The organism is Pseudonocardia xinjiangensis (genome assembly GCF_050948425.1).
Taxonomy (GTDB): domain Bacteria; phylum Actinomycetota; class Actinomycetes; order Mycobacteriales; family Pseudonocardiaceae; genus Pseudonocardia; species Pseudonocardia xinjiangensis.
Genome location: NZ_CP192009.1, coordinates 3,314,549 through 3,338,198 on the forward strand (window position 1 = coordinate 3,314,549; position 23,650 = coordinate 3,338,198).

At 71.1% G+C, this 23,650-nt stretch carries 22 protein-coding genes and 1 pseudogene; 17 read left to right on the forward strand and 6 right to left on the reverse strand.

Annotation, left to right across the window (positions count from 1 at the left end):
- Nucleotides 1–17: 17 nt before the first annotated feature.
- Nucleotides 18–1,463, reverse strand: coding sequence for an amino acid permease (locus ACQPZA_RS15615; protein ID WP_169395350.1), 1,446 nt, complete (start codon nt 1,461–1,463; stop codon nt 18–20).
- Nucleotides 1,464–1,662: 199 nt separating this feature from the next.
- Between ACQPZA_RS15615 and ACQPZA_RS15620 the strand changes: the two genes are divergently transcribed.
- From ACQPZA_RS15620 to rox, 3 genes are all read left to right on the forward strand, one after another.
- Nucleotides 1,663–3,180 (forward strand): leucine-rich repeat domain-containing protein, encoded by a 1,518-nt coding sequence (locus ACQPZA_RS15620; protein ID WP_433281720.1) that lies wholly within the window; start codon nt 1,663–1,665, stop codon nt 3,178–3,180.
- 80 nt (nt 3,181–3,260) lie between these two features.
- The gene (locus ACQPZA_RS15625; RefSeq protein WP_433281722.1) at nt 3,261–4,229 is read left to right on the forward strand and encodes an NAD-dependent epimerase/dehydratase family protein; all 969 of its coding nucleotides are present in this window, start codon (nt 3,261–3,263) and stop codon (nt 4,227–4,229) included.
- A gap of 194 nt (nt 4,230–4,423) precedes the next feature.
- A complete protein-coding gene (rox, locus tag ACQPZA_RS15630) occupies nt 4,424–5,851 on the forward strand; it encodes a rifampin monooxygenase (protein ID WP_433282829.1) in 1,428 nt (475 codons plus the stop codon).
- A 45-nt stretch (nt 5,852–5,896) separates the two neighbouring features.
- Here rox and ACQPZA_RS15635 read toward each other — a convergent pair whose 3' ends face one another.
- Nucleotides 5,897–6,433: a helix-turn-helix domain-containing protein gene (locus ACQPZA_RS15635; RefSeq protein WP_169395354.1), complete on the reverse strand. Its 537-nt coding sequence runs from the start codon at nt 6,431–6,433 to the stop codon at nt 5,897–5,899.
- A gap of 184 nt (nt 6,434–6,617) precedes the next feature.
- Here ACQPZA_RS15635 and ACQPZA_RS15640 point away from each other — a divergent pair, with 184 nt between their 5' ends.
- The 7 genes and pseudogenes from ACQPZA_RS15640 (at nt 6,618) to ACQPZA_RS15670 (ending at nt 13,390) form a co-directional block, all read left to right on the forward strand.
- Nucleotides 6,618–6,878 (forward strand): DUF3311 domain-containing protein, encoded by a 261-nt coding sequence (locus ACQPZA_RS15640; RefSeq protein ID WP_169395355.1) that lies wholly within the window; start codon nt 6,618–6,620, stop codon nt 6,876–6,878.
- Entirely contained in the window at nt 6,878–8,392 is a 1,515-nt protein-coding gene (locus tag ACQPZA_RS15645) for a sodium:solute symporter family protein (protein ID WP_433281725.1), read from the forward strand. Before ACQPZA_RS15640 ends, ACQPZA_RS15645 begins: the two co-directional genes overlap by 1 nt.
- The gene (locus ACQPZA_RS15650) at nt 8,389–8,727 is read left to right on the forward strand and encodes a TIGR04076 family protein (RefSeq protein ID WP_433281727.1); all 339 of its coding nucleotides are present in this window, start codon (nt 8,389–8,391) and stop codon (nt 8,725–8,727) included. Before ACQPZA_RS15645 ends, ACQPZA_RS15650 begins: the two co-directional genes overlap by 4 nt.
- Complete coding sequence (locus ACQPZA_RS15655) at nt 8,724–9,728, forward strand: LLM class flavin-dependent oxidoreductase (protein ID WP_433281729.1); 1,005 nt, start codon at nt 8,724–8,726, stop codon at nt 9,726–9,728. The genes ACQPZA_RS15650 and ACQPZA_RS15655 overlap by 4 nt, the downstream gene beginning before the upstream one ends.
- A 122-nt stretch (nt 9,729–9,850) precedes the next feature.
- On the forward strand, nt 9,851–11,659 hold the full coding sequence (locus ACQPZA_RS15660; protein ID WP_433281731.1) for an ABC transporter ATP-binding protein/permease: 1,809 nt from the start codon (nt 9,851–9,853) through the stop codon (nt 11,657–11,659).
- Nucleotides 11,660–11,791: 132 nt separating this feature from the next.
- Nucleotides 11,792–12,507: pseudogene (locus ACQPZA_RS15665) on the forward strand (SDR family oxidoreductase).
- A gap of 55 nt (nt 12,508–12,562) precedes the next feature.
- Nucleotides 12,563–13,390, forward strand: a complete 828-nt coding sequence (locus tag ACQPZA_RS15670; RefSeq protein ID WP_433281733.1) for a helix-turn-helix transcriptional regulator — start codon at nt 12,563–12,565, stop codon at nt 13,388–13,390.
- 23 nt (nt 13,391–13,413) lie between these two features.
- Here the strand turns inward: ACQPZA_RS15670 and ACQPZA_RS15675 are convergent, their stop codons facing one another.
- The 3 genes from ACQPZA_RS15675 to ACQPZA_RS15685 all read right to left on the reverse strand — a co-directional run bounded on the left by ACQPZA_RS15675 (nt 13,414) and on the right by ACQPZA_RS15685 (nt 15,704).
- Entirely contained in the window at nt 13,414–14,520 is a 1,107-nt protein-coding gene (locus tag ACQPZA_RS15675; RefSeq protein WP_433281735.1) for a DNA alkylation repair protein, read from the reverse strand.
- Nucleotides 14,521–14,587: 67 nt separating this feature from the next.
- Entirely contained in the window at nt 14,588–15,022 is a 435-nt protein-coding gene (locus ACQPZA_RS15680; RefSeq protein WP_433281737.1) for a nuclear transport factor 2 family protein, read from the reverse strand.
- Between the two features lie 91 nt (nt 15,023–15,113).
- Complete coding sequence (locus ACQPZA_RS15685) at nt 15,114–15,704, reverse strand: TetR/AcrR family transcriptional regulator (protein WP_433281739.1); 591 nt, start codon at nt 15,702–15,704, stop codon at nt 15,114–15,116.
- A 146-nt stretch (nt 15,705–15,850) separates the two neighbouring features.
- Between ACQPZA_RS15685 and ACQPZA_RS15690 the strand changes: the two genes are divergently transcribed.
- The 3 genes from ACQPZA_RS15690 to ACQPZA_RS15700 are packed head-to-tail and all read left to right on the forward strand — an operon-like array spanning nt 15,851 to nt 19,072.
- Entirely contained in the window at nt 15,851–16,870 is a 1,020-nt protein-coding gene (locus ACQPZA_RS15690; protein ID WP_433281741.1) for an aldo/keto reductase, read from the forward strand.
- Between the two features lie 16 nt (nt 16,871–16,886).
- Complete coding sequence (locus ACQPZA_RS15695) at nt 16,887–17,768, forward strand: LLM class flavin-dependent oxidoreductase (RefSeq protein WP_433281743.1); 882 nt, start codon at nt 16,887–16,889, stop codon at nt 17,766–17,768.
- Between the two features lie 47 nt (nt 17,769–17,815).
- Nucleotides 17,816–19,072: a Zn-dependent hydrolase gene (locus ACQPZA_RS15700; RefSeq protein WP_433281745.1), complete on the forward strand. Its 1,257-nt coding sequence runs from the start codon at nt 17,816–17,818 to the stop codon at nt 19,070–19,072.
- 137 nt (nt 19,073–19,209) lie between these two features.
- Here the strand turns inward: ACQPZA_RS15700 and ACQPZA_RS15705 are convergent, their stop codons facing one another.
- Nucleotides 19,210–20,679 (reverse strand): Nramp family divalent metal transporter, encoded by a 1,470-nt coding sequence (locus tag ACQPZA_RS15705; protein ID WP_433281747.1) that lies wholly within the window; start codon nt 20,677–20,679, stop codon nt 19,210–19,212.
- 448 nt (nt 20,680–21,127) lie between these two features.
- Here ACQPZA_RS15705 and ACQPZA_RS15710 point away from each other — a divergent pair, with 448 nt between their 5' ends.
- The 4 genes from ACQPZA_RS15710 to ACQPZA_RS15725 all read left to right on the forward strand — a co-directional run bounded on the left by ACQPZA_RS15710 (nt 21,128) and on the right by ACQPZA_RS15725 (nt 23,618).
- Entirely contained in the window at nt 21,128–21,913 is a 786-nt protein-coding gene (locus tag ACQPZA_RS15710; RefSeq protein ID WP_433281749.1) for an IclR family transcriptional regulator, read from the forward strand.
- Nucleotides 21,914–22,155: 242 nt separating this feature from the next.
- A complete protein-coding gene (locus ACQPZA_RS15715) occupies nt 22,156–22,587 on the forward strand; it encodes an SRPBCC domain-containing protein (protein ID WP_433281751.1) in 432 nt (143 codons plus the stop codon).
- Nucleotides 22,577–22,906 carry an ArsR/SmtB family transcription factor gene (locus ACQPZA_RS15720; RefSeq protein WP_433281753.1) on the forward strand — a complete coding sequence of 110 codons (330 nt, stop codon included), beginning with the start codon at nt 22,577–22,579 and terminating at the stop codon, nt 22,904–22,906. Before ACQPZA_RS15715 ends, ACQPZA_RS15720 begins: the two co-directional genes overlap by 11 nt.
- 34 nt (nt 22,907–22,940) lie before the next feature.
- Complete coding sequence (locus ACQPZA_RS15725; protein WP_433281755.1) at nt 22,941–23,618, forward strand: DUF899 domain-containing protein; 678 nt, start codon at nt 22,941–22,943, stop codon at nt 23,616–23,618.
- Nucleotides 23,619–23,650 lie beyond the last annotated feature (32 nt).

The window sequence follows — 23,650 nt, forward strand, 5'->3', positions numbered from 1 at the left end:
GGGGGCCGGCGGCATCGTCACGCGCCGTCCAGCCGGGTGGCCGGAGCCGCCGACTGCGCAAGCTCGTCCCGCAGCGGGTCGCTGCCTGCGTCGCCCCGGCCGCGGGAGGCGGTGACGAGGTAGGCGACGAGGAGCAGCGCGAAGAACGGAACCCCCACCTTCCAGGCGATCTGCAGGCCGTCGATGAAAGCGGTGGAGACGAGCACCGCGCCGAGGAACAGGAACGCGAGACCGGTGGTGACCGGGGCTCCCCAGATGCGGGCGGGCGAGTCGGGCAGTCCGTGGCGCCGGCGCAGCAGCCGGAACCGTGCGTGCGAGGCCAGGATCATCATCCAGACGACGAGCGCGCCGAACACCGAGATGCCGAACAGGGCGAGGTAGGCGGCGGTTCCGTCGTTGACCGAGAGCGCGGCGGCGACGGCCAGCCCGATCGTGGACAGCGCCAGCGCGTTGCGGGGCGCCCCGGACCGGCTGAGCCGTCCGAGCGCCGCGGGCGCGTAGCCGTGCCCGGCCAGGCTGTGGAGCATCCGCGTCGTCAGGTACAGGTTGGTGTTGGCGCTGGACAGGGCCGCGGTCAGGATGACGAAGTTCATCACCGATGCCCCGGCGGGTACCTGCGCGGCCTCGAGCACCCGGACGAACGGGCTGGCGTCCAGGCTGCCGCCCTTCGCGGTCTGTGACCACGGCGCGATGGTCAGCACGACGGCGATCGCGAGCACGTAGAAGAGGGCCAGCCGGAGCACCATCTGCCGGGCCGCCCGTGGCACGTCCCTGGCCGGGTTCTCCGCCTCGGCGGCGGTGACGGACACGACCTCCGTCCCGACGAAGCTGAAGACCACGAACACCATCGCGAGGAAGACCCCGCCGAGGCCCATGGGGAAGAACCCGCCGTCGGAGGTGAGGTTGCTCAGCCCGGTTGCGGGAGCGTCGGGCAGCCCGACGGTGATGAGCAGGATGCCGAGCACGATGAACACGACGATCGCCGAGACCTTGATCATCGACAGCCAGTACTCGAACTCGCCGAACAGCCGCACCGTCGCGGCGTTGACGACGATCAGCGCGACGGAGAACACGACGACTGCGAGCCACAGCGGGATCGACGGCCACCAGTACTGCACGTAGATCCCGGCCGCGATCACCTCGCCGCCGACGGCGATCACCTGGATCGTCCAGTAGGTCCAGCGGATGACGAAGCCTGCCCACCGTCCCAGGTAGGCGTGGGCGATGGTGCCGAAGGCCCCCGCTGTGGGGTGCACGGTGACCATCTCGGCGAGCGCCCACGCGATCACCAGCGCGACCAGCGCCACGACGACGAACGCGATGATCGTCGCCGGTCCGGCCTGCGAGATCGCCAGCGCGGACCCGAGGAACAGGCCGGTGCCGATCGCTCCTCCGAGCCCGATCATCGTCAGCTGCCTGGCGGTGAGCCGCCGGTGCAGCTGGTGCCCGGTGGTCGCGGTCATCCGGAACCTCCTCGCCCCGGGTGTCCGCCCCGGTCACCCTCCGAGAACACTAAGGACACGTTCAATACAGGTCAACGATCTTCAACGGGGTTGATACCGGGTCCGGCCGCTGCGGCTGCGGGCGACATCGGCACGGGCAGTAACTTGTCCTCGCCCAGCGTCCGCCGGGCCAGGTCCGATGTCCGGGGGGTGCTGGGACGTGCGCAGCCTGCTCGTCGCGTCAGGGGTCGTCGCCGTCGCCGGGATCGTGGTGGCGGTGGCCCTGGGATCGCACATCCTGGCGACCGGGGCTCTGGTGGTCGCCATGGCCTGCTCCCCGCTCGCGGTCGCCCTCGCGGCGTCCGTCCGGAGGCGCCGGGCGGCCGGTTGCGCGATCGTCGCCGCGGGCATCGCCGCCGCCGTCGCCGGTGTCGCGACCACGATCGGCACCGACGCGCTGCACCTGTTCCGCCTGGACTTCCCGTTGAGTCAGGTGGCCACGAACGCGGCCACCGTGCTCGCTCCCGTCGGGCTGTTGGTGGTGGGCATCGTCTTGGTGCTGGCCGGGCTGGCTGCGGTGCTCGGGGACCGGTTGCTCGGCGGGATCGCCGCGACGATCACGGTCGTCACGGCCCTGCTCTACGCGCTCGCGCTGCTCGGCCTCGCCGTCCAGAGCCTGGCCTACCGCGGCGGGAGCGTTCAGGGCATCCCGATCGTGGCGGCGGTCGTCGTGGGTGTGGCCGCGCTGCTGCTGGTGGTCGTGGTCACCCGGTGGTTCCTCTCGGACCGCCCGGGCGGCGCCGCCGTCGAGCCGACCGCGGTGCGCTCCACCGGTTCGCGGCGCACGGTGCGCTGGACCGTGGTGGGTGCGATCGTCCTGGTGGTGGCCGGTGCCGCCGGCACGGGATACGCGCAGCTGGGCAGCAGGCTGGAGCTCGCGGACCTGTTCCCCGATCCGGCGCTGGCCGCCTGCGTGCGCGAGGCGGTCGGCGGCGCCGACGGCGATCGGGTGTCGCAGCGGGAGTTGGACAGCGTCTTCCGGCTGACGTGCAACGGCGATCTCTCCCGGGCCGGGCCGATGGCGACCCTGAGCGGGCTCGACCACCTGCCGAACCTGGCGGACCTGGACCTGCCGGGCAACCACCTCGCGGACCTGTCCGGGCTGGCGCAGGCGCCGCGGCTGACCACCCTGAAACTGACGAACAACGCGGTTCGCGACCTGGGACCGCTCTCCGGGCTGGCCTCGCTGCAGGAGCTCGGCCTGTCCGGCAACGAGGTGACCGACCTCGCCCCTCTCGCCGGCCTGACCGGGCTCCGCTATCTCGGGTTGTCGGAGAACACCGTCGCCGACCTCGCGCCGCTGGCCTCACTGACCGCCCTCACCGAGCTCGACGTCAGCGGCAACCGGGTCGTCGACGTCACTCCGCTCGCCGGGCTGTCCCGGCTGGAGGAGCTGCGGCTCGCGCGCAACCTCGTCGCCGACCCGGGCGCGCTGCAGGCGCTGCCGGCCCTGACCACATTGGACGTGTCCGGCAACCGGATCGGCGACGCGGCCACGGTGGCCCGCTGCCCCGCCGTCGACGAGCTGTGGATCGGCGGCAACCCGCTGACCGACGTCCGTCCGCTCCAGGACATGCCCGCGCTGACCGGCGTCGACCTCTCCGAGAGCGATCCCTCCGCGATCACCGGAGTCGAGGCTCTGCGTGCGCGAGGCGTGTTCGTCGGCGGCCTCGCCTGACCGGCACGGGGCCAGGTGCATGATCGGGCGATGACCCCTCTTCCTGACGCCGTCGACGCCCGCCTGCCGGAGCGTGTCGCATGAGCCGTGTCGTGGTCGTCGGAGCGACCGGGCACATCGGCACCTACCTGGTGCCCCGGCTGGTGCGCGCGGGCCACCAGGTCGTCGCGCTCAGCCGCGGGACCCGCGAGCCCTACCACCCCGCGCCCGAGTGGTCCCGGGTCGAGCGGGTGACCGTCGATCGCGAGGCGGAGGACGCCGCCGGGACGTTCGGGGCCCGGATCGCGTCCCTGGCCCCCGACGTCGTGGTGGATCTGGTGTGTTTCACCGCCGAGTCGGCCACCCAGCTCGTCGAGGCGCTGCGGCCCACCCGGCCGCTGCTGCTGCACTGCGGCACGATCTGGGTGCACGGACCCGTGGCGCGCGTGCCGGTCACCGAGGACGAGCCGCGCAGACCGGTGGGCGACTACGGCATCGGCAAGGCGGCGGTCGAGGAGCTGCTGCACCGCGAGACCCGCAGCGGCGGTGTCCCGAGCGTGGTGCTGCACCCCGGCCACATCAGCGGGCCCGGCTGGCCGGTCATCACCCCGGCAGGCAACCTCGACCCGGGTGTGTGGCGCGCTCTCGCGCTGGGTGAACCGTTACCGCTGCCCGACCTCGGCCTCGGCGTCCTGCATCACGTCCACGCCGACGACGTCGCGCAGGCGTTCGAGCGGGCGCTCACGCGCCCCGCGGCCATCGGCTCGAGCATCCATGTCGTCGCGGAGCAGGCGATGACCCTGCGCGGCCTCGCCCACGGGGTCGCCGGGTGGTTCGGGCGCGAACCCGTGCTCGAGCTGGTGGACTGGCCCACGTTCGCGTCGCTGGTCGGAGCGCAGCACGCCGAGGTGACCCGCGAGCACGTCTCCCGCTCGATCAGCGCGAGCATCGAGCGCGCCCGCACCCTGCTGGGTTTCGCCCCTCGCTACACCGCGCTGGACGCTCTGCGCGAAGCGCTGGACCGGCTCGTGGCGGACGGGCAGGTCGACCTGGAGGTCCCGAGAGACTAGGAGGCCCGCAAGACTGGGCCACCGGTCCTTTCCCCGCTTCAACGTATAGCGCACCAGGGGTCTTGCGGCAAGACCCGGGCCGTGCCGCAGAATCTCCCGCCGTAGCCAGGACCTGCGGAAATCAACGGATTCGCGAATTGCGTGTGCTTTTTGGACACGCGGGTCTCGCGGGACGTTGTCGAATGGGGAGTCTCTTGATCGACGTGATCGTTGCCGGCGGCGGACCGACCGGCTTGATGCTGGCCGGCGAGCTGCGGTTGCACGGAGTGCACGTGCTCGTGCTGGAGAAGGAGGCGGAGCCGACCAGGGTCGTCCGCTCGCTCGGCCTGCACGCGCGCAGTATCGAGGTGATGGACCAGCGCGGACTGCTGGAGCGGTTCCTCGCGCTCGGCAGTCAGTACCCGGTCGGTGGCTTCTTCGCCGGCATCCCCAAGCCGTCGCCGGGACGGCTGGACACCGCACATCCGTACGTCCTCGGTATCCCGCAGCCCGTCACCGATCGCCTGCTGGCCGAGCACGCCGTCGAGGCCGGCGCCGAGATCCGGCGCGGCTGCGAACTGGTCGAGCTGAGCCAGGACGACCACGGGGTGACCGTCGAGCTGGCCGACGGCACGCAGCTGCGCTCGCGCTACCTCGTCGGCTGCGACGGCGGGCGCAGCACGGTGCGCAAGCTGCTCGGCGTCGAGTTTCCCGGCGAGCCCAGCCGGGTCGACACGCTGTTGGGTGAGATGGAGCTGACCGCGCCACCGGAGGAGGTGGCCGCCGTGATGGCGGAGGTCCGCAAGACGCAGCTCCGGTTCGGGGCCGGGCCGCTCGAGGACGGGGTGTACCGGATCGTCGTGCCCGCCGCGGGCGTGGCCGATGACCGCGCGGTCCCGCCGACCATCGAGGAGTTCACGCAGCAGCTGCGGGTGACCGCCGGTACCGACTTCGGCGCGCACTCGCCGCGCTGGCTCTCCCGCTTCGGCGATGGCACGCGGCAGGCCGAGCGCTACCGGGTCGGCCGGGTGCTGCTGGCGGGCGACGCGGCCCACATCCACCCGCCGGTCGGCGGGCAGGGGCTCAACCTCGGCATCCAGGACGCGTTCAACCTGGGCTGGAAGCTGGCCGCCGCGGTCACGGGATGGGCGCCGGAGGGGCTGCTGGACACGTACCAGGCCGAACGGCACCCGGTGGCCGCCGACGTCCTGGACAACACCCGCGCCCAGATGGAGCTGATGTCGCTCGAGCCGGGCGCGCAGGCCGTGCGCAGGCTGATGTCGCAGCTGATGGACTTCGACGAGGTGAGCCGGTTCCTGACCGAGAAGATCACCGCGATCTCGGTCCGCTACGACTTCGGCGAGGGGCACGAGCTGCTCGGTCGGCGGCTGCGGGACGTGGGGCTGAAGCAGGGGCGCCTCTACGGCCTCATGCACGGCGGCCGGGGACTGCTGCTCGACCAGACCGGCCGGCTCTCGGTGGCGGGCTGGGCGGACCGGGTCGACCACGTCGTCGACGTGAGCGAGGAACTGGACGTGCCCGCGGCGCTGCTGCGGCCGGACGGTCACGTGGCCTGGGTCGGTGACGATCAGCGGGATCTGCTCAGCCGGCTGCCCAGGTGGTTCGGCGCCGCCGCAGGCTGAGGGCCCGGCCAGGGGCGCAGTGGCGGCTCCGCCGGTCAGGGGCGGTCAGGGGGTCGGTGGCGCCACGGAGAGGAGGAACTCGGCGCGCTCGGCTCCGCAGTTCAGGTAGCGGTGGGCGAGGCGGGAGTCGAACGTGATGGCCTCGCCCGCGTGCACGGCGTTCGGTTTGCCGTCGAGCTCGACGGTGAGCGTGCCCGCCAGGACGAACGCACACTCCAGCGCCACGTGGCTCCACGGCTCGGAGCTGATGGCCTCGCCCGGTTCGAGGACGCCGCGGAGTACCTCCATCTGCCCGTTGCCCGGCGTGAGCCGCTCGTAACCGATCTGCCCGCGCGGCCCGCGCAGGGTGGACCGCTCGCCGGGCCGGCTGATCCACACCGACGGCGCGGCGCCGTCCTCGAACAGCGTGGCCATCGACTCACCGAACACGTTCGCGAGCCGGCGCAGCGTGGCCAGGCTCGGCTCGGTGACCCCGCGCTCGATCTGGCTGAGCAGGGTGGCCGAGACCCCGGCGTCGGCGGCCAGTGCCCGAAGGCTGAGGCCACGCCTGGTCCGCAGCTCACGAAGCTGGTCGCCGATCATGCGCTCTCCATGCAGTGACGCTGCACAAGCTGGGGCCGGAAATGAAGGACGCGTGATGTCGATGCACAAAGTATAACCCGGACAGAAGCCGTTGACCGGCTTGTCAAGGCCGTCGTACGGTCCGGCCGTTGTGTAGTCACACTGCACATTCCTGATGCCTCGATCCACGCTCCGGGAGCCGTAGATGGCCGGGTACTCGCCTGCACGACGGTCGACTGTTCACCGCTGGTTGCTGGTCCTGCCATTCGGGTGGCAGATCTTGGCGGCTCCAGTGGTCAATGACGTGCGCTTCGCGCCGCTGCACATCCCTTTCCCGATGGTCTGGCAGATGCTGGGCATCGTGCTGACGACGGTAGTGGTCTCCATCGTCTTCGTGCTGGACCGCCGGGCCGGCGTCGACGACGAGGAGGCCGAGTTCCTCGAGAAGACCGGTAGCGAGCGCTGATGGTGCTCGCTCTGGTGCTGGTGATCGTCCTCGGCACCGCGGTCGGCTCCATCGTCTTCGGCAGGTGGGGTGGAAGCACATCCACCCTGACCGGTTGGGCGGTCGGCGGGCGGCAGTTCGGCTCGCTGATGTTCTGGTTCATGAACGCAGGCGAGATCTACACGATCTTCGCGATGTTGGGTATCTCCGGGTACGCGTGGTCGATGGGCGCACCCGCATACCTGGCGCTCACGTCGGTCTCGCTGAGCTACGCGGTCGGGTACTGGCTGATTCCGAAGATCTGGCGAGCCGGGCGGCGGCACGGCCTGATCACCGAGCCGGACTTCTTCGCCGCCCGCTACGACGCGCCGTGGCTGGGTGTCGTGACGGGCGTCGTCGGGATCGCCGCGCTCGTGGTCTACGTGCAGATCCAGCTGGTCAGCCTCGAGCTGATCGTGCGGATGACCCTGGGGGCCGCCGTAGCGCCCGGCGTCGCCGCCGTGCTCGGTGCGGTCCTCATGCTCGCGTTCGTGCTGGTGGTCGGGATGCGGTCGGCGGTGTTCGCCGCCGCGGTCAAGGACGTGCTCGTCGTGGTCGTCGTGGTGGCGCTGTCGGCGACCGTGGCGGAAAGGGTCGGGGCGTCGTCGCTGTTCGACGTGTTCCGGCTCGTGGAGGAGCAGCACCCGGGCATCGGCAGGTTCCCCGGGCTCGACCCGACCGCACCCACGACGTCGGTGTGGCTGATGACCTCGGCGCTCAACGTCGCGTTGGGCAACTGGGTGTTCCCGCACCTGTTCCAGGTGTCCTTCACCGCGAGGTCGGGCACGGCGATCCGGCGCACCGCGATCTGGCAGCCCCTGTACTCGCTGGCCTACTTCTTCGTCATCCTGCTCGGCTTCGGCGCGTTGCTGGCCGGGGTGCAGCCGGGGGACGCCGGCTCCAACGGGGCCCTGCTGCAGTTCGTCTCCACGTCCTATCCGTCGTGGCTCGTCGGCCTCTTCGCCGGGACCGCGTTCCTGCTGGCGTTGGCGCCGGGTGCGGTGCTGCTGCTCACCACCGGCTCGATCTTCACGCGCAACGTGCTCATCCCGCTGCGGCCGGGACTCTCCGACCGGACCTCGCTGCTCGCCTCCCGGTTGTCGATGATCGTGTTCGCCGCCGCGGCGGTGTTCCTGACGGTCGGCAGCAGCGAGTCGCTGGTGGACATCCTGCTGTACTCGTACTCGGCGATCGGCATGCTCGCTCCCGGCGTCTTCCTGGCGTTCCTCTGGCGCCGGACGTCGGCGGTCGCCGTGCTGCTGGGAATCGCGGCGGGCTTCGTGGCGCTGCTGGCGCCGTTCGCGAAGCACTTCTGGGCGGCGACGCTCCCGGAATGGGAGCCGGGGCTGATCGCCATGGCCATCAACGCGGTGGTCGTCGTCCTGGTCAGCGTGGTCACCTCCGCGCCGGATCCGGCCGCGGTCGCGGTCGGTGTCGAGTCGGCCTCCACGCGGCGGTCACGCCCGCTGGCTGCGGTGACCGAGGGCGGCCGGTGACGCCGCCGGACGGCACCGGCGAGACGGTGACCGAGCTGTACGACCTGCGCGTGACGGTGGACCGGATCGAGGGGCGCTCGGTGTGCGGAATGGACGTCGGCGACCATGTCGAGCTCGTCGACAGCTCTCGCCTGCGCATCCCGGACGGCCGCCACTTCTGCATCTACGCGCTGCAGTCGGTGCTCCCGCTGCTGCCGGCCAAGCAGCGCAGGCTGCCGCCGGACGACTGGCTCGAACGCGACTGCCTGGTCGCGTGCCCTGATCCGGAGGAACGGTTGATCATGCGGGTGGAGCGCATCGGGATCTGTCGGCTCCGCACCGAGGACCTGACGTGACCCGCGTGCAGATCGGCCTCGGCCTGCAGGGCGACAAGACGGCGGGGGAGTACGCACGCCTCGCCGTGCTCGCCGAGTCCTACGGGTTCGACGTGCTCTGCGTGTTCGGCGACCTGATGTTCCAGCCGCCGATCTTCCCTCTGCTGGAGATGGCGCGGGCGACCGAGCGCGTGCGCCTCGGCGCCGCCTGCTGGAACCCGTACTCGCAGCATCCCTACGAGATCGCGGGCCAGGTCGCGGCGCTCGACCTCGCGTCCGACGGCCGGGCCTACCTCGGACTCGCCAGGGGAGCGTGGCTGGACGCGGTCGGTATCCGGCGCCCCCGGCCCGTCACGGTGGTCGACGAGGCGATCACCGTGATCAGGATGCTGCTGGCCGGCGACGACGGCGGCTTCGCCGGTGAGATGTTCCAGGTCGCGCCGGGCACGAGGCTCAGCTACACCCCGCGGCGCCCCACCGTGCCGCTGCTGCTGGGCGCCTGGGGGCCGCGGATGGTGGCACTGGCGGGCAGGGTGGCCGACGAGCTGAAGGTCGGTGGGACGGCGAACCCGGACATGGTTCCGGTGGCGCGTGACCGGTTGGCGGTGGGGACGACCGAGGCGGGCCGCCCCCTCGACGCCGTCGACGTGGTTGTCGGCGCGGTCACCGTGGTGGACGAGGACGCCGGTTTCGCGCGGGCACTGGCCCGCCGCGAGGTGGCGATGTACCTGGGCGTCGTGGCCGAGCTGGACCCCACCGTGGAGGTGCCGGCGGACGTGCTCGCCGAGCTGAAGCAGTACGTCAGCTCCGGCGGACATCACGAGATCGACGCGCTCATCCCGGACGACCTGCTGGACAGGTTCGCCTTCTCGGGCACCCCGGAGCAGGTGGCGCAGCAGGCCCAGCGGCTGATCGACGCGGGGGTGTCCCGGGTGGAGTTCGGTACCCCGCACGGCCGCACCGCCGCGCGGGGCATCGAACTGCTGGGTACCCGCGTCCTCCCGCTGCTCTCGCGTGGCTGAGGAGCGGCGTCGCGCTCGGTGAGTGACGCGGCCGGTCGGGTGTGGCTGGTCACGGGGCCGCCCTGGCCTCCAGGTGGCGGTTAGCCTCGAAGTCCGGGGGCCGAGGCGTACCGGGAGGCCGCGTGGGCGGCGCGTTGGACTGGTCGACCGAGTGGTTCACCAGTTTCGTGTGGATAGTCGGCGTCTTCGCGGCGACGGTGGTGGGTTGTGGCGTGGTCGCCGCGCTCCTCACGCGATTCACGGTGTGGGGACGGCAGTTCCGGCGGCTGGCCTACCCGTACTTCTCGCCACGGGGCGGCGCCGGGTGGCGCCCGCTGCTCGGCGTGCTGCTGCTCCTGCTGCTGACCATCGCCGGGGTGCGCCTCAACGTGCTGCTCTCGTACCAGTCGAACGGCCTGTACACCGCGCTGCAGCAGCTCGACGCCGCGAGCTTCGCGCGCTTCCTGGTCATCTTCGCCGTTCTCGCCACGATCTACGTGGTCCAGTCGTTGCTCGCCTTCTACGTCCAGCAGGCGATCGTCATCCGCTGGCGGGTGTGGCTCAACGACCACATCGTCGGGGACTGGCTCGGCGACCGGGCCTACCACCGTGGCCGGTTCACGCGCTCCGCCGTCGACAACCCGGACCAGCGCATCCAGGAGGACATCGCGTCGTTCCCGATGGACTCGGCGACCCTCGGGGTGGGCGCGGTCGGGTCGCTGGTGTCGCTGGTGTCGTTCACGCTCATCCTGTGGCAGCTCTCCGCGCCGGTGACGATCCTCGGGGCCGAGATCCCGCGGGCCATGACGTTCGCCGCCTACGTCTACGTGATCGTCGCCTCGGTGATCGCGTTCCGGGTGGGCCGCCCGCTGATCCGGCTGAGCTTCCTCCAGGAGCGGTTCAACGCCTCGTTCCGCTACGCGCTGGTGCGGTTGCGCGACAACTCGGAGAACGTCGCGTTCCACCGTGGCGAGGACGTCGAACGCAGCACCCTGTCCTCCCGTTTCCGTGCCGTCATCGACAACGCGTGGGCGATCGTGTTCCGGAGCCTGAAGTTCCAGGGCTTCAACCTGGCGGTGAGCCAGGCGGCCGTCGTGGTCCCCGTGATCATCCAGGCCCCGCGGTTCTTCGCCGGCCAGATCACGCTCGGCGACGTCCAGCAGACCGCCACCGCCTTCCAACAGGTGCACGACTCCCTGTCGTTCTTCCGCAACGCCTACGACCAGTTCGCGAGCTACCGCGCCACCCTCGACCGGCTGACCGGGCTGCTCGACGCCGACGCCGAGGCCCGCGCGCTGCCGTCGGTGCAGCTGGAGGGTGGCGCCGGACTGGCGGTGCGCGACCTCACCGTGCGCCTGCCCGACGACCGGACGCTGGTCGACGAGCTCGACCTCACCGTGACCGCCGGCCACGCCCTGCTGGTGACGGGCGCGTCCGGCAGCGGGAAGACCACCCTGCTGCGCAGCCTGGCCGACCTGTGGCCGTACGCCGACGGCATCGTGCGCCGCCCGCTCGGCGACGGCGCCCTGTTCCTGTCCCAGCAGCCGTACGTGCCGCTCGGCAGCCTGCGCACCGCGCTGGCCTACCCGCAGCCGGCGGGCCGGATCGGCGACGAGGAGGCGGTCCGGGTACTGCGTCAGGTGCAGCTCCCACACCTCGCCGACCGCCTCGACGACGAGATCGACTGGGCGCGGCGGCTGTCTCCCGGGGAGCAGCAGCGCCTCGGGTTCGCCCGCGTGCTGATCATGCGTCCCCGGGTGGTCTTCCTCGACGAGGCCACCTCTGCCCTCGACGAGGGCCTCGAACACACCCTCTACACCCTGCTGCGCGACGAGCTGCCCGACAGCGTGATCGTCAGCGTGGGACACCGGAGCACGCTCGCCCGCTTCCACGACGAGCGCCTGGAACTGCTCGGCGACGGCCGCTGGCAGACCACGGCCCCGCAGCGGTAGCGCCGCTCGCGGCAGACGGCGCTTCCTGGGTGCGCCGCACCCAGGAAGCCACGGCCTTCTCCCTTCGCTGCAGGCGCCACAGGCTGGAGACACGGCGGGTTCGCCGCCACCATCCGAAGGCCGGGAGCAGTCATGAACAAGGTCGTCCTCATCACCGGAGCGAGCAGCGGGATCGGCGAGGCCCCCGCCCGCCGACTCTCGGCCGACGGCCACCACGTCGTCGTCGGGGCGCGCCGCACCGACCGGCTCGAGCGCCTCGTCGAGGAGCTGCGGGCCACGGGCGGGTCGGCCAGGAGCTGGACGTGACGAGCCTGGACAGCATGCGTGCCTTCGTCGAGGCGGGTCGCCGGCTCCACGGTCGCGTCGACGTCCTGATCAACAACGCCGGCGTCATGCCGCTGTCGCCCATCGCCGCGCTGCACGTCGACGAGTGGAACCAGATGATCGACGTGAACCTGCGCGGCACGCTCCACGGCATCGCCGCCGTCCTTCCGGGCATGCGCGCGCAGGGCGCGGGCCATGTGATCAACCTCGCCTCCACGTCCGCACACCGGGTGGACCCGACCGCGGCCGTCTACTGCGCCACCAAGTACGCCGTCCGTGCCCTCTCCGAGGGCCTCCGTCAGGAGAACCAGACCGTGCGCGTCACCGTCGTCAGCCCCGGTTTCACGCAGTCGGAGCTCGTCGACCGCGGTGGGGACCCTGCGGCCCAGGGTGCCGCGCGAGCCGCATCCGAGCAGCTGGCCATCCCGGCGTCGGCGGTCGCGGACGCCATCGCCTACGCGATCGCCCAGCCCGCGAACGTCGACGTCAACGAGATCGTCGTCCGCCCCACGGCCCAGGGCTGACGATCGGGTGCCGACGATGCTGGTCGTGCCGGTGCGCGCAGCTACGATCGCCGGGATGTCTGACGCCCGGAGCAACGCGCTCGGCCACTTCCTTCGGGCCAGCCGCGCCCGGGTGGACCCCACCGACATCGGTATGACCGGGACCGGGAGCCGCCGGGTGGCAGGCCTGCGCCGGGAGGAGGTGGCGGTCCTCGCCGGGGTGAGCGCCGACTACTACGCCCGCCTCGAACAGGGACGGGAACGCAACCCCTCCGCTCAGGTCATCGGGGCCGTCGGCCGCGCCCTCCGGTTGGACGCGGACGCCAGGGGACACCTCTATCGCCTCGCCGGTCTCGACCCGGGCACGGCTCCGGACGACTCGCGTTACCGGGTGCACCCCTCGCTGCTGCAGCTGCTGGACGCGTTTCCCTCGGCCGCCGCGTACGTCCTGAGCCCGGCGTTCGACGTGCTCGCCACCAACCCGGTCGCCGCTGCTCTGCTGTCGCCCTTCGACGGCGGCCGGAACATGGTCCGGATCCTCCTGCACCATCCCCAGGCCCGGACGGTCTTCGTCGAGTGGCTCACGGTCGTGCAGGCGAGCGTGCATGCGTTGCGGCTGAACGCCGGCCTCTACCCGCGCGACCCCGAGATCGGCGCGCTGGTCGAGGAGATGCGCGAGACCTCGGCGGAGTTCCGGAACTTGTGGACGGACCAGACCGTCGGAGGTCTGACCCGTGCGTTCAAGGTCTTCGTGCATCCCGAGGTGGGGCGCATCGAGCTGACCTACCAGACCTTCGACGTCCGCGATGCCCCGGGCCAGCAGCTGCTGGTCGGCACTCCCGAGCCCGGCAGCCGCAGCGCCCAGGCGATCGCGTTCCTCGCGTCGATGACCGAGAGGGTCTGACCCGAGGGGTCGGACCCGCCGGGTCAGGTGGCCGGCAGCAGGGTGAACTCGGTCCGGCCCGAGGCGACGCCGTTGATCTGGAGCTCCACCGCGTGCGGACCGGGGTAGTAGCGCCGGGTGGTGATCGCGCGGAAGGAGTGGGCACGGGTGACGGCGAGCTCGCCGCCGGGAGCGAGCGTCGTGGTGGTCAGCTTGAACGTCTTGGCGCTCTGGCTCCCGTTGGCCTTGCGGTGGTGCACGACGTAGTCGATCACCAGCCGCGCGGGCTCGGACCCGGCGTTGCGGACCGTGGCGGTGAAGGTGACGGTGCCGCCGAACGGGACGGTGGGGGAGTCGAGCGCCGGCCGGGTGACGTCGAGCGTGGCGGGCGGGAAGCCCAGCAGGTCCAGCGCCGCGGCGTGGCCCTTCTTGGTGAGGGTCCGCAGCCCGTGGCGCACGATCCACGCGGTGTTGCCGTCCGGGTCGGCCAGCCAGCGCGTCGCGGTCTCGACGGTGAGGTCCGGTTCCAACCGGCTGAGGTCGTTGAGGTGGTTGGCGACCGAGCGCCGCACGTACTCGCTCCCGTCGCGGTAGAGGGCATCGAGGATCGGCAGGGTGGCGCGGGGGTCGCTGATGATCCCGCGCACGCGCGTGGACCACGGCAGGAAGGGCCGGGTGCCCTCCGACGCGAGGCGGCGGACGTGCTCGTCCTGCGAGGTCGTCCACGTGAGGATCGCCGCCAGCGCCCGGTCGAGGTCGTGGTCCAGCAGGCTGCGGAGCGCGAACTCCGACGTCAGCCGGGACGTGAGGTCGGCGAGCATCGCGAGGGCGTCGTCGAACGCCTCGTCGGTGTTCTCGGCGATCGCCGTGGCCGCGAGCGCACTGGTGACGGGCCAGATCAGCCAGCCGCGAAACGGTGCCGAGCCGTCCCGGGCGGCGCGGATCGTGCGCGCGAAGGCCACGTAGTCGCCGGGGAGATCGTGGATGAGTGCGTCGCGCAGCAGGTCGCTGCGCTCCCGCAGCGCCAGCGGGGCGAGACCTGCCTCGGCGGCGCGCAGCGCGGTCAGCGGGGCAGCCGGCCGGGCGGCGTGGATCGCCTGGGTGAGGGCCTGCGCGGTAGGCGGCCCGATCAGCTCGTCGGCGAACGGCATGGCATCTCCCAGCGCGTGTCGGACGGCGCCGTCGGGTCGCCGCGGGGACCGTCCTACCAAGCGGGGCTCAGCCGGTCGCGCGGGGGCCGCCCGGCTGGAAGGCGTCCCACACGGCGAGGCTGTCCTCGTAGACGTGGTGGCGGGTGATCACGCCGTGCTCCACGGTCAGGTGCAGCGCGAAGGCGGCGGCGTAGCTCCGCCCCGTCGGCCTCGCCGTGTTCCGCAGCTCCCCGAGCACCACGGCGTCCGGGCCGTCGACCAGCACCGCCTCGATATCGGCCGAGCTCCGCCCGGCCACGTGGTGCTCGCCGATGAGGCGGAAGTGCTCGGCGACCCCGGCCCGCGTGGACCGGTCCCGGATCCAGGGGACCGATCGGGAGTGGTCACCGGGCGGCCAGTCCAGCTTCCAGTCCACGTGGTCGGCGTAGAGCTCGGCGATCTTCTCGGGATCGCCCAGCGCGATCCGTTCCAGCAGCCGGGTGACGGTCTCTCGGGTGTCCATGGACAGCAGCCTGGTCGGTGCCCGTGCCCGGGTCGATGACCTCCGAGGTCATGCGGACCCTTCCGTCGCCGTCGCCGCCGGCGGCCGATGGTCAGTGGGGCCGGCGTAGCCCGGCGATGAGGAGATCGACCAGCCGACGCGCGTCGTAGCGGGGATCGTGGTCGGCGCCGATGCAGAGGTTCCCGACGCCGCGCATGAGCTCGTAGGCCGTCAGGTCGGACCGGATCTCGCCGGAACCCGCGGCGGCGTCGAGCAGTTGGGTGCACACGGGCACGAGGCGGTCGAGGAAGTAGGCGTGCAGCGTCTCGAAGCCGGCGTTGTCGGACTGCAGCACGGCCGCGAGCCCGTGCTTGGTGACCAGGAAGTCGACGAACAGGGTGATCCACTGCCCCAGCGCGGCGTACGGAGTTGCGCTGGTCGCCAGCAGGGCCGGGCCGGCCTCGGCGCAGGCCTCGACCTGACGCCGGTAGACGGCGATGATCAGATCCGCTCGCGTCGGGAAGTGGCGGTAGATCGTGCCCATCCCGACACCGGCCTCGGCCGCGATGTCGCGCACCGGCGCATCCACCCCCGAGGCGACGAAGACCGCGGCGGCCGCGTCGAGCAGCGTCTCCTCGTTGCGCCGGGCGTCCGCCCGCCTGGACCGCCCTGCGGGTCGGGCGCCCTCGTCGCCGTCGTTCACCACTGCTCCTCCCACCGGTCGGCTTGCTAAACGGAACATCGCTCCGTATCGTTAGCGGAGCAAGGTTCCGCTTGCTCATGATGCCAGAGCGGGGCTGACGACCCCAGCACGCATCGCCACTTCTCCCGCACCGAAGGAACACAGCCATGCAGTACCGCACCTTGGGCCGCACCGGTGTGCAGGTCAGCTCCCTCGCGCTCGGCGCGATGAACTTCGGCACGATCGGGCACACCACGCAGGACGAGGCCACCGCTGTCGTCGACGCCGCTCTCGAGGGCGGGATCAACGTCATCGACACCGCCGACGTGTACAGCGGCGGCGAGTCGGAGGAGATGGTCGGCAGAGCCATCGCCGGTCGCCGCGACGACATCGTGCTGGCCACGAAGGCGAACATGCCCATGGGCGACGAGCGCAACCATCAGGGCAGCTCGCGCCGCTGGCTGGTCACCGAGTTGGACAACAGCCTGCGCCGGCTCGGTGTCGACCATGTCGACCTCTACCAGATCCACCGGTGGGATCCGAGCACCAGCGACGAGGAGACGCTCTCGGCTCTCACCGACCTGCAGCGCGCGGGAAAGATCCGCTACTTCGGCTCCTCGACCTTCCCCGCATACCGCCTCGTGCAGGCCCAGTGGGCCGCCCGCGAACATCGCCTGACCCGTTACGTCACCGAGCAGCCCAGCTACTCGATCCTGCAGCGCGGTATCGAGTCCCACGTGCTGCCCGTGGCCGAGCAGTACGGGCTCGGGGTGCTGGTGTGGAGCCCGTTGGCGTCGGGCTGGCTGTCGGGCGCGATCCGCAAGGGGCAGGAGATCACCACCAGCCGCTCGAGGTTCATGCCGCAACGGTTCGACACCGCCATCCCGTCCAACCAGGCCAGGCTCGATGTCGTCGAGCAGTTGGCCGCCCTCGCCGCCGAGGCCGACCTGACCATGATCCAGCTCGCTCTCGGGTTCGTGACCGCTCATCGCGCCGTGACCAGCGCGATCATCGGCCCCCGAACGCCGGCGCACCTGCACTCGCAACTCGCCGCCGCCGACACCGTGCTCTCCGCCGACGTGCTCGACGCGATCGACGCGATCGTCGCTCCCGGTGTCGACCTGGCCGCACACGAGAAGAACGACACCCCGCCGGCGCTGCTCGACCCGGCGCTGCGGCGCCGCTGAAAGGACCGACCGCACCATGACGCACACACCCCGGCCCAGCTTCGGGATCATGACCGCCCCCATGCAGGTCGGCTACCACGACGTCCTGCGGGTCTGGCGCGAGGCGGACACGATCCCGGAGATCGAGCACGCGTGGCTGTTCGATCACCTCATGCCGATCGGCGGTGACCCGAGCGGGCCGACCTACGAGGGCTGGACCCTGCTGTCGGCCCTCGCCGCGCAGACCTGGCGCCTGCGGCTCGGCCTGCTCGTCACCAGCAACCGCTTCCGGCCGCCCGCGATGCTGGCCAAGATCGCCGCGACCGTCGACATCGTCTCCGGCGGACGGCTCGATCTCGGCATCGGCGCAGGCTCCCGCCCCGGCCACCCGCTGGCCCGGCGCGAGTACGACGCACACGGCCTGCCCTTCCACGACTCCGCGCACGCCGTGGGGAGCCTCGCGGAAGCCTGCACGGTGATCCGGCGGTTGTGGACCGAGGAGGAGCCGTTCGACGTCCACGGCACCTACGTCCAGCTCACCGGAGCGTTCTGCAACCCCAAACCCGTGCAGCGGCCCCACCCGCCGATCCTCATCGGCGGACGCTCCGCCCCGACGCTGCGGGTGGCCGCCGAGCACGCCGACCTGTGGAACATCCCCGGCGGCGACATCGACGACGCCATCGCCCGCAGCGCACTGCTGGACCGCTACTGCACCGACATCGGCCGGGACCCCGCCTCGATCACCCGCTCGATCCACGTGCCCGTCTCCTACGACCGGCCCGACGCCACCCGGGACGCGATCGGCGAGGCGATCGACGCCGGCTTCCGGCACCTCGTCCTCGGACTGCCGGCGCCCTACCCCGCCGACGTCGCGCGGTGGGTCGCCGACGAGCTCATCAGCACGTCGCCCCGGCTCTAGCATCCTGGTAGCTGTCGAGATCGACGCACAACGACCCAGGAGCATGCATGAGCGGTACAGAGCCTCCGGTGCCCACCGTCTCGGCGCGGTTGCGTCGCGACCTCGAACACGTCGCCGGCTACGGCGCCACCGCGAGCGGCGGCGTCGGTCGCACCGCCTTCTCCGCGGCCGACCGGCAGGTCCGGGAGTGGCTCGCGGGCGAGTGCAAGCAGGCCGGGCTGGCGCTGCGCACCGACGGCATCGGCAACGTCTTCATCCGGCTGGACGCGCCGGACGCCCCCGCGGGCACGCCTCCGGTCTGGGCCGGCTCGCACCTGGACAGCGTGCCGGAAGGCGGTCGCTTCGACGGCGCGCTCGGGTCACTGGCCGCGCTGGAGGTGGTGCGCAGGCTGGCCGAGGAGCATGTTCCCCTGCGACGGCCGGTCGAGGCCGTGGTATTCGCCGACGAGGAAGGCAACTACCACCACCTCCTCGGCTCCACGGCCGTCGCGCGCGGCTTTTCGTCGGACGAGCTCGCCACGCTGCGGGGACGCGACGGGGACCTGCTCGTCGACGCTCTGCAGACCATGGGCTGGGATGTCGAGACGGCAACCCGGACCGCGGTGCGCCCCGGGGACGTCCACGCCTACGTCGAACTGCACATCGAGCAGGGCTCCGTGCTCGAGTCGGCCGGGGCCACGATCGGGGTGGTCACGGCGATCGTGGGGATGGGTGGCGGGCACATGGAGTTCCGTGGCCGCCAGGACCATGCCGGCACCACGCCGATGCCGCTGCGGCGCGACGCGCTGCGGGGAGCCGCCGAGCTTCTGGTGCGACTGCCGGAGGTGGCCCGGTCGGTGAGCGAGACCGCCGTCGCCACCTGCGGCATCCTGCACGTGGAGCCCGGGGGAGCGAACGTCGTGCCCGGGCTGGCCCGCTTGCAGCTGGACTTCCGCGACCTGGACCGCGAGCGGATGCTCGAGCTGGAGGCGGCGATCGTGGCGGTGGCGCGGGAGGTCGCGGACCGCCACGACCTGGAGGTCGGCTACACCCGCGAGAGCATCACCGACCCGGTGCCGTTGCACCCGCGGATGCAGGAGCTCGTGGCCACGGTGGCCGCCGGCCAGGGCCTGCGGACCCTGCCCCTGCCCTCCGGTGCCGGGCACGACGCACAGAACGTGGCCAAGCTCGCTCCCACGGGTATGATCTTCGTGCCCAGCGTCGACGGGCGAAGCCACTCCCCGGCCGAGCTGACCACGTGGGAGGACATCGATGCGGGGGCGAACGTGCTCCTCGCGATGGTCCACGCTCTCGCCACCGAGTGAGCAGCGTCAGGTGAGCAGTCCCAGCCCCCAGGCGGTCGAGGTCAGCACGGCGAAGACCGTGAGACCGAGCAGGATGGTCAGCCAGAGGCGACGGAGTGTTCCTGGCATCGTTGCCCTCCCTTGCCGTGGTCGCGGATCTAGGTCAGGGACGCCGGTCCCTGGCTGATCATCTGGTAGGTCAGGAACAGTGAGAAGGCGATGTAGAACATGGCGATCAGGACCATGATCGGGAGCCGCCAGCCCTTGAGCTTGGCGAATTCCGGCAGGGTCCGGCGGTTGAGGATGATGATCAGCACGGAGTAGATCGCCATGACGAAGCCGCCGCCTGCGGACGCGATGACCAGGAGCAGTACCGGCTCGATTCCGGTCCAGATGATTCCCGAGCCGGCGATGATCATCAGCCACACCACGGTGATGTAGATCTTGCTCTCGCTCCAGAAGGTGCTCTCCTTCAGGAACGTGACCTTGAGCGAGTCGCCGGCGAGCCGGCTCACGTAGTCGATCACCCCGATGTTGGTGGAGAAGAGCATCAGGAAGCCGGCGACGTAGAAGGCCGTGGTGAACCACGGTCCGATGATGGTGCCCAGTGCGGCGCCTTCCTCCTGGAGGAACCCCAGCCCGCCCTCGAGGTCGGTGTTCGTGCCGATCGTCGAGACGACCAGTACGGAGAGGGAGACCAGCAGCAACGCCCCGATGAACCAGAACGTGATGAGCTGTTCCCAGTTGGCGATGCGCCACCACTGCCGCCAGCGGCGTTCGTTCTCCGTGGTCGTGGGGACCATGTACCCGAGCGACGGGGCCGCCACCTCCTGGCCGGTGACCGGGGAGACGATGTTGGGGATGTTGATCCCCATCCCCATTCCCTTGTCCCTGATGTAGTTGCTCTGGACCAGGTTGTTGGCCCCGCCGGCGCCCGCGAAGACGATCGCGCCGAACAGCGAGGCCGCTCCCAGTTGGGCGACGACGCCGGGCAGGTTGCCGGTGACGTCGGGAATGTCCGTGACGACCTGGGCCCAGGCTCCCGCATTCGTCGCGACAATGATCGCCGTGACGACGAAGAGGAGGATGAGGACGATCATGATGCCCTCGACCTTCTCGAGGGTCTGGTAGATGACCGGTGAGACGGTCACGGCCAGTCCGATGGAGAGCAGGAATATGGTGGCGATCAACGGGACCGCCGACTCGCTGAGGGCGAAGATGAATGTGAACACCGTCGCCCCGCTGGAGGCCCAACCGGGCCAGGCGTTCGGCAGAATAGCGCCGAGTACGAAGACGATGCCCCAGGGTAGCCACAATCGCGAGAATCCGGTGACGGCCGTCTCGCCCGTGATCAGGGTGTAGCGCTCGATCTCCATGTTGAGGAAGAACTGCATCGTGATGCCCACTACCGCGAGCCAGACAATGCCCAACCCCGCCTGCGTGGTGATGTAGGGCCAGAGCACCAGTTCGCCGGACCCGAGTGCCGTCGCGGTGAGGATGATGCTGGCCCCCATGTACTTCCGCAGACCCTGGGGCTCGGGCAGGTCGCGGTAGCCGACCGCGGGGAGGTACTTGCTGGGTAGTTCGGTGGCGAGTCGGGGTGTGGGTGCCTCGACGGACTCGGCCATGGGGCAACTCCTCTGTGCGCTCTGGCCCCGAGCCGCGCCGGTCGACCGGAGCGCTGTCCCGGGAGATGGGCGACAACCAGCGATCCGGGCGTGCCAGATCGCTCACGTATCGAGTTCATTCTGTCCGGAACGGCCACTCAGCCGGCGGGGCGAAATGCTGCACCCGGCCCGCCGTGCACCACACGCGCGAATCGCTTTTCGGGCGTGCGGTAGCCGTGAGGACGCCTCGATGCGCTACCCGACAACCTTGCGCGGAAGTCTAGTGATGACATCGGCTCTGCTCAAGGCCCGAATTTCTCGACGGTAATACGGGTGCGCCGGACCGGAGATTCCCGGGCCCGGCGACTCCACCGGAACCGAATCGCTCCCCGCGATCTCGCGCGCCGGCGCCCCTCGGAGGCGTGCAGGGTGGCCGGGTCGGGCGGTGCACCGTCTACATTCATCCACCATGTCGGTGGACGACGGTTCCGGCTCGTCGAGGCACACCCCGCTGCTGGTGCTCGGGAAGATCACGGAGATCCTCGACGCGTTCTCCCTCGCCCGCCCCGCGCTGACCCTGGGCGAGATCCAGCAGGCCACCGGCCTGCCGACGTCGACGGTCCAGCGGCTGGTCACCAACATGGTGGCGCAGGGGCTCCTGGACCGGGCCGGTGACCGGATCCGGATCGGCGTGCGCATGGCCTACTGGGCGGCTCCCGCCGTCAAGGGCGTGGACGTGCTGACGATCGTCAACCCGGTGCTGCGCGAGATCCGGGACGCCACGGGCGAGACGGCCTGCTTCTTCCGGGAGGAGCAGGGGTTCCGGGTGTGTGTGGCGGTCGCCGAGACCCGGCACGCCCTGCGGCGCGACATGTACGTCGGCAAGATCCTCCCGCTGCACGCCGGATCGGCGGGCCGGGTACTGCTCGCGTGGAACGCCGAGCTCACGGAGACGGTGCTCGCGCGGCCCCTGGAACCGATCACCGGCACCACCGTCACGAGCGCGGAACGCCTGCGCGAGCTGGTCCGGCAGACCCGTGGCGACGGGTTCGCGATCACCATCGCCGAACGCGAGGACGGCTCGTCCGGGCTGTCCGCACCGGTGTTCGACTCGGCCACCGAGCTCGTCGGCGCGCTGTCGATCAGCGGGCCGACCCTCCGGATGCCGCTGGCCGTCTGCGAGGGGTGGGTGGACCTGCTGGTCGGCTCCGCCGAGAAGCTCACCAGGACCCTGGGCGGGCGCTACCCGAGCTAGGACCCGTCCCGACGGCGATGATCGTTCCCAGATCCGGCTCTTCGCCCTCCGAACGGCCGATACCCGGATCTCGCGGCGATCACGGGAGCCGCGCGGGCGACTCGGCCGCGGAAACCGGGCGACTCGCGCACGCGAAGCGGGCGACTCGCGGGGCCCCCGGGTCGCAGCGCCGGGCGGCTTGACGCAATCCATCGGTTGCAATAATGTCGCAACCGTTCAGTTGCTACTTGATGGAGGTTGACATGGGATTCCCCGATCGCATCGAGCGGGTCGTCGAGATCGCCCACCCGCCGGCCAAGGTGTGGGCTGCCCTCACCACGGCCGAAGGGCTGGGCACCTGGTTCGGCAACGACGCGACGATCGACCTGCGTCCCGGCGGGTCGGCCCGCATGACGTGGAACGACGGCCCCACGGCCGACATGCGGATCGAACGGGTCGAGGAGCCGTCGGTGTTCGGCTTCACCTGGCACATCTACGGCCTGCCCGAGGACGATCCGCGCCGCACGTACGTCGAGTTCACGCTCGAGCCGGTCGGTGCGGGCACGCGCCTGACCGTGGTCGAGGCCGGCTTCGCGCAGCTGCCGGACGACGCCTTCACCGGCGCGTACGAGGGCAACACCAAGGGTTGGGCGAGCGAGCTCGGTGAGCTGGTCGACTACCTCGATGTCGCCTGACATCGAGGCGATCGCCGAACAGGTCTTCGTCGCGCTGGCCGATCCGAGCCGGCGCGCCATCCTGGCCGCGCTCGCGTCCGGCGGCCCGGCCACGGCCACGGACCTGGCCGATCGGCTGCCCATCACGCGGCAGGCGATCGCCAAGCATCTGGCCCTGTTGGCCGAGGCCGGGCTCGTGACGCCCGAGCCGGGGGAGCGACGCCGGGTGCGCTATCGGCTGCGCTCCGCCCCGATGCAGGTGGCACAGCAGTTCCTGGCCGCTCTGGCCCGTGACTGGGACGGCCGCCTCGACGCGTTGAAGGAGCACCTCGGCCCGTGAGCCGAGCGAACTGAACTGGAAGGTGGACATCACGATGAAGACACCACCGGTCGTGTCACCGAGCGAGTGGGACGCCGCATGGCGGCAGTTGCTCGTGAAGGAGAAGGAGCTGACCCGCGCCCGCGACGCGCTGGCCGCCGATCGCCGCCGCATGCCGTGGCTGGCGGTGGAGAAGGAGTACGGGTTCGACGGACCCGCAGGCAGGGCGAGCCTGCTCGACCTGTTCGAGGGTCGCCGTCAGCTGATCGTCTACCGCGCCTTCTTCGAGCCCGGGGTGTGCGGCTGGCCCGACCATGCGTGCCGCGGTTGCTCACTGGTGGCCGACCAGGTCGCCCACGTCGCCCACCTGAACGTCCGCGACACCACCCTCGTCTTCGCCTCGCGGGCGCCGCAGCCGGACATCGAGCGGGTGAAGGCGCGGATGGGCTGGACGATGCCCTGGTTCACCATGACCGACGACTTCGACGCCGACTTCGGGGTGGACGAGTGGCATGGCACCAACGCGTTCATCCGCGACGGCGACCGGGTGTTCCGCACCTACTTCATCAACAACCGCGGGGACGAGGCGATGGGGAGCACCTGGAGCTACCTCGACATCACCGCGCTCGGGCGGCAGGAGGAGTGGGAGGACTCGCCGGAGGGCTATCCCCGGACCCCGGCGTACGAGTGGTGGAACTGGCACGACGAGTACGGCGCCGCGGCGCAGGGGTAGCGGAGCCGCTGCCGTGGTCGAGCACGGCGCTG

What these genes read in the sequence shown, in the direction of transcription:
- ACQPZA_RS15635 (WP_169395354.1), bottom strand. Translation starts at nt 6,433, where the DNA reads ATGATCGGCGACCAGCTTCGTGAGCTGCGGACCAGGCGTGGCCTCAGC.
- ACQPZA_RS15705 (WP_433281747.1), bottom strand. Translation starts at nt 20,679, where the DNA reads ATGGCCGAGTCCGTCGAGGCACCCACACCCCGACTCGCCACCGAACTA.
- ACQPZA_RS15675 (WP_433281735.1), bottom strand. Translation starts at nt 14,520, where the DNA reads ATGCCGTTCGCCGACGAGCTGATCGGGCCGCCTACCGCGCAGGCCCTC.
- ACQPZA_RS15680 (WP_433281737.1), bottom strand. Translation starts at nt 15,022, where the DNA reads ATGGACACCCGAGAGACCGTCACCCGGCTGCTGGAACGGATCGCGCTG.
- ACQPZA_RS15645 (WP_433281725.1), top strand. Translation starts at nt 6,878, where the DNA reads ATGGTGCTCGCTCTGGTGCTGGTGATCGTCCTCGGCACCGCGGTCGGC.
- ACQPZA_RS15625 (WP_433281722.1), top strand. Translation starts at nt 3,261, where the DNA reads ATGAGCCGTGTCGTGGTCGTCGGAGCGACCGGGCACATCGGCACCTAC.
- ACQPZA_RS15690 (WP_433281741.1), top strand. Translation starts at nt 15,851, where the DNA reads ATGCAGTACCGCACCTTGGGCCGCACCGGTGTGCAGGTCAGCTCCCTC.
- ACQPZA_RS15720 (WP_433281753.1), top strand. Translation starts at nt 22,577, where the DNA reads ATGTCGCCTGACATCGAGGCGATCGCCGAACAGGTCTTCGTCGCGCTG.
- ACQPZA_RS15695 (WP_433281743.1), top strand. Translation starts at nt 16,887, where the DNA reads ATGACGCACACACCCCGGCCCAGCTTCGGGATCATGACCGCCCCCATG.
- ACQPZA_RS15700 (WP_433281745.1), top strand. Translation starts at nt 17,816, where the DNA reads ATGAGCGGTACAGAGCCTCCGGTGCCCACCGTCTCGGCGCGGTTGCGT.
- ACQPZA_RS15715 (WP_433281751.1), top strand. Translation starts at nt 22,156, where the DNA reads ATGGGATTCCCCGATCGCATCGAGCGGGTCGTCGAGATCGCCCACCCG.
- ACQPZA_RS15725 (WP_433281755.1), top strand. Translation starts at nt 22,941, where the DNA reads ATGAAGACACCACCGGTCGTGTCACCGAGCGAGTGGGACGCCGCATGG.
- ACQPZA_RS15670 (WP_433281733.1), top strand. Translation starts at nt 12,563, where the DNA reads ATGTCTGACGCCCGGAGCAACGCGCTCGGCCACTTCCTTCGGGCCAGC.
- ACQPZA_RS15640 (WP_169395355.1), top strand. Translation starts at nt 6,618, where the DNA reads ATGGCCGGGTACTCGCCTGCACGACGGTCGACTGTTCACCGCTGGTTG.
- ACQPZA_RS15710 (WP_433281749.1), top strand. Translation starts at nt 21,128, where the DNA reads ATGTCGGTGGACGACGGTTCCGGCTCGTCGAGGCACACCCCGCTGCTG.
- ACQPZA_RS15615 (WP_169395350.1), bottom strand. Translation starts at nt 1,463, where the DNA reads ATGACCGCGACCACCGGGCACCAGCTGCACCGGCGGCTCACCGCCAGG.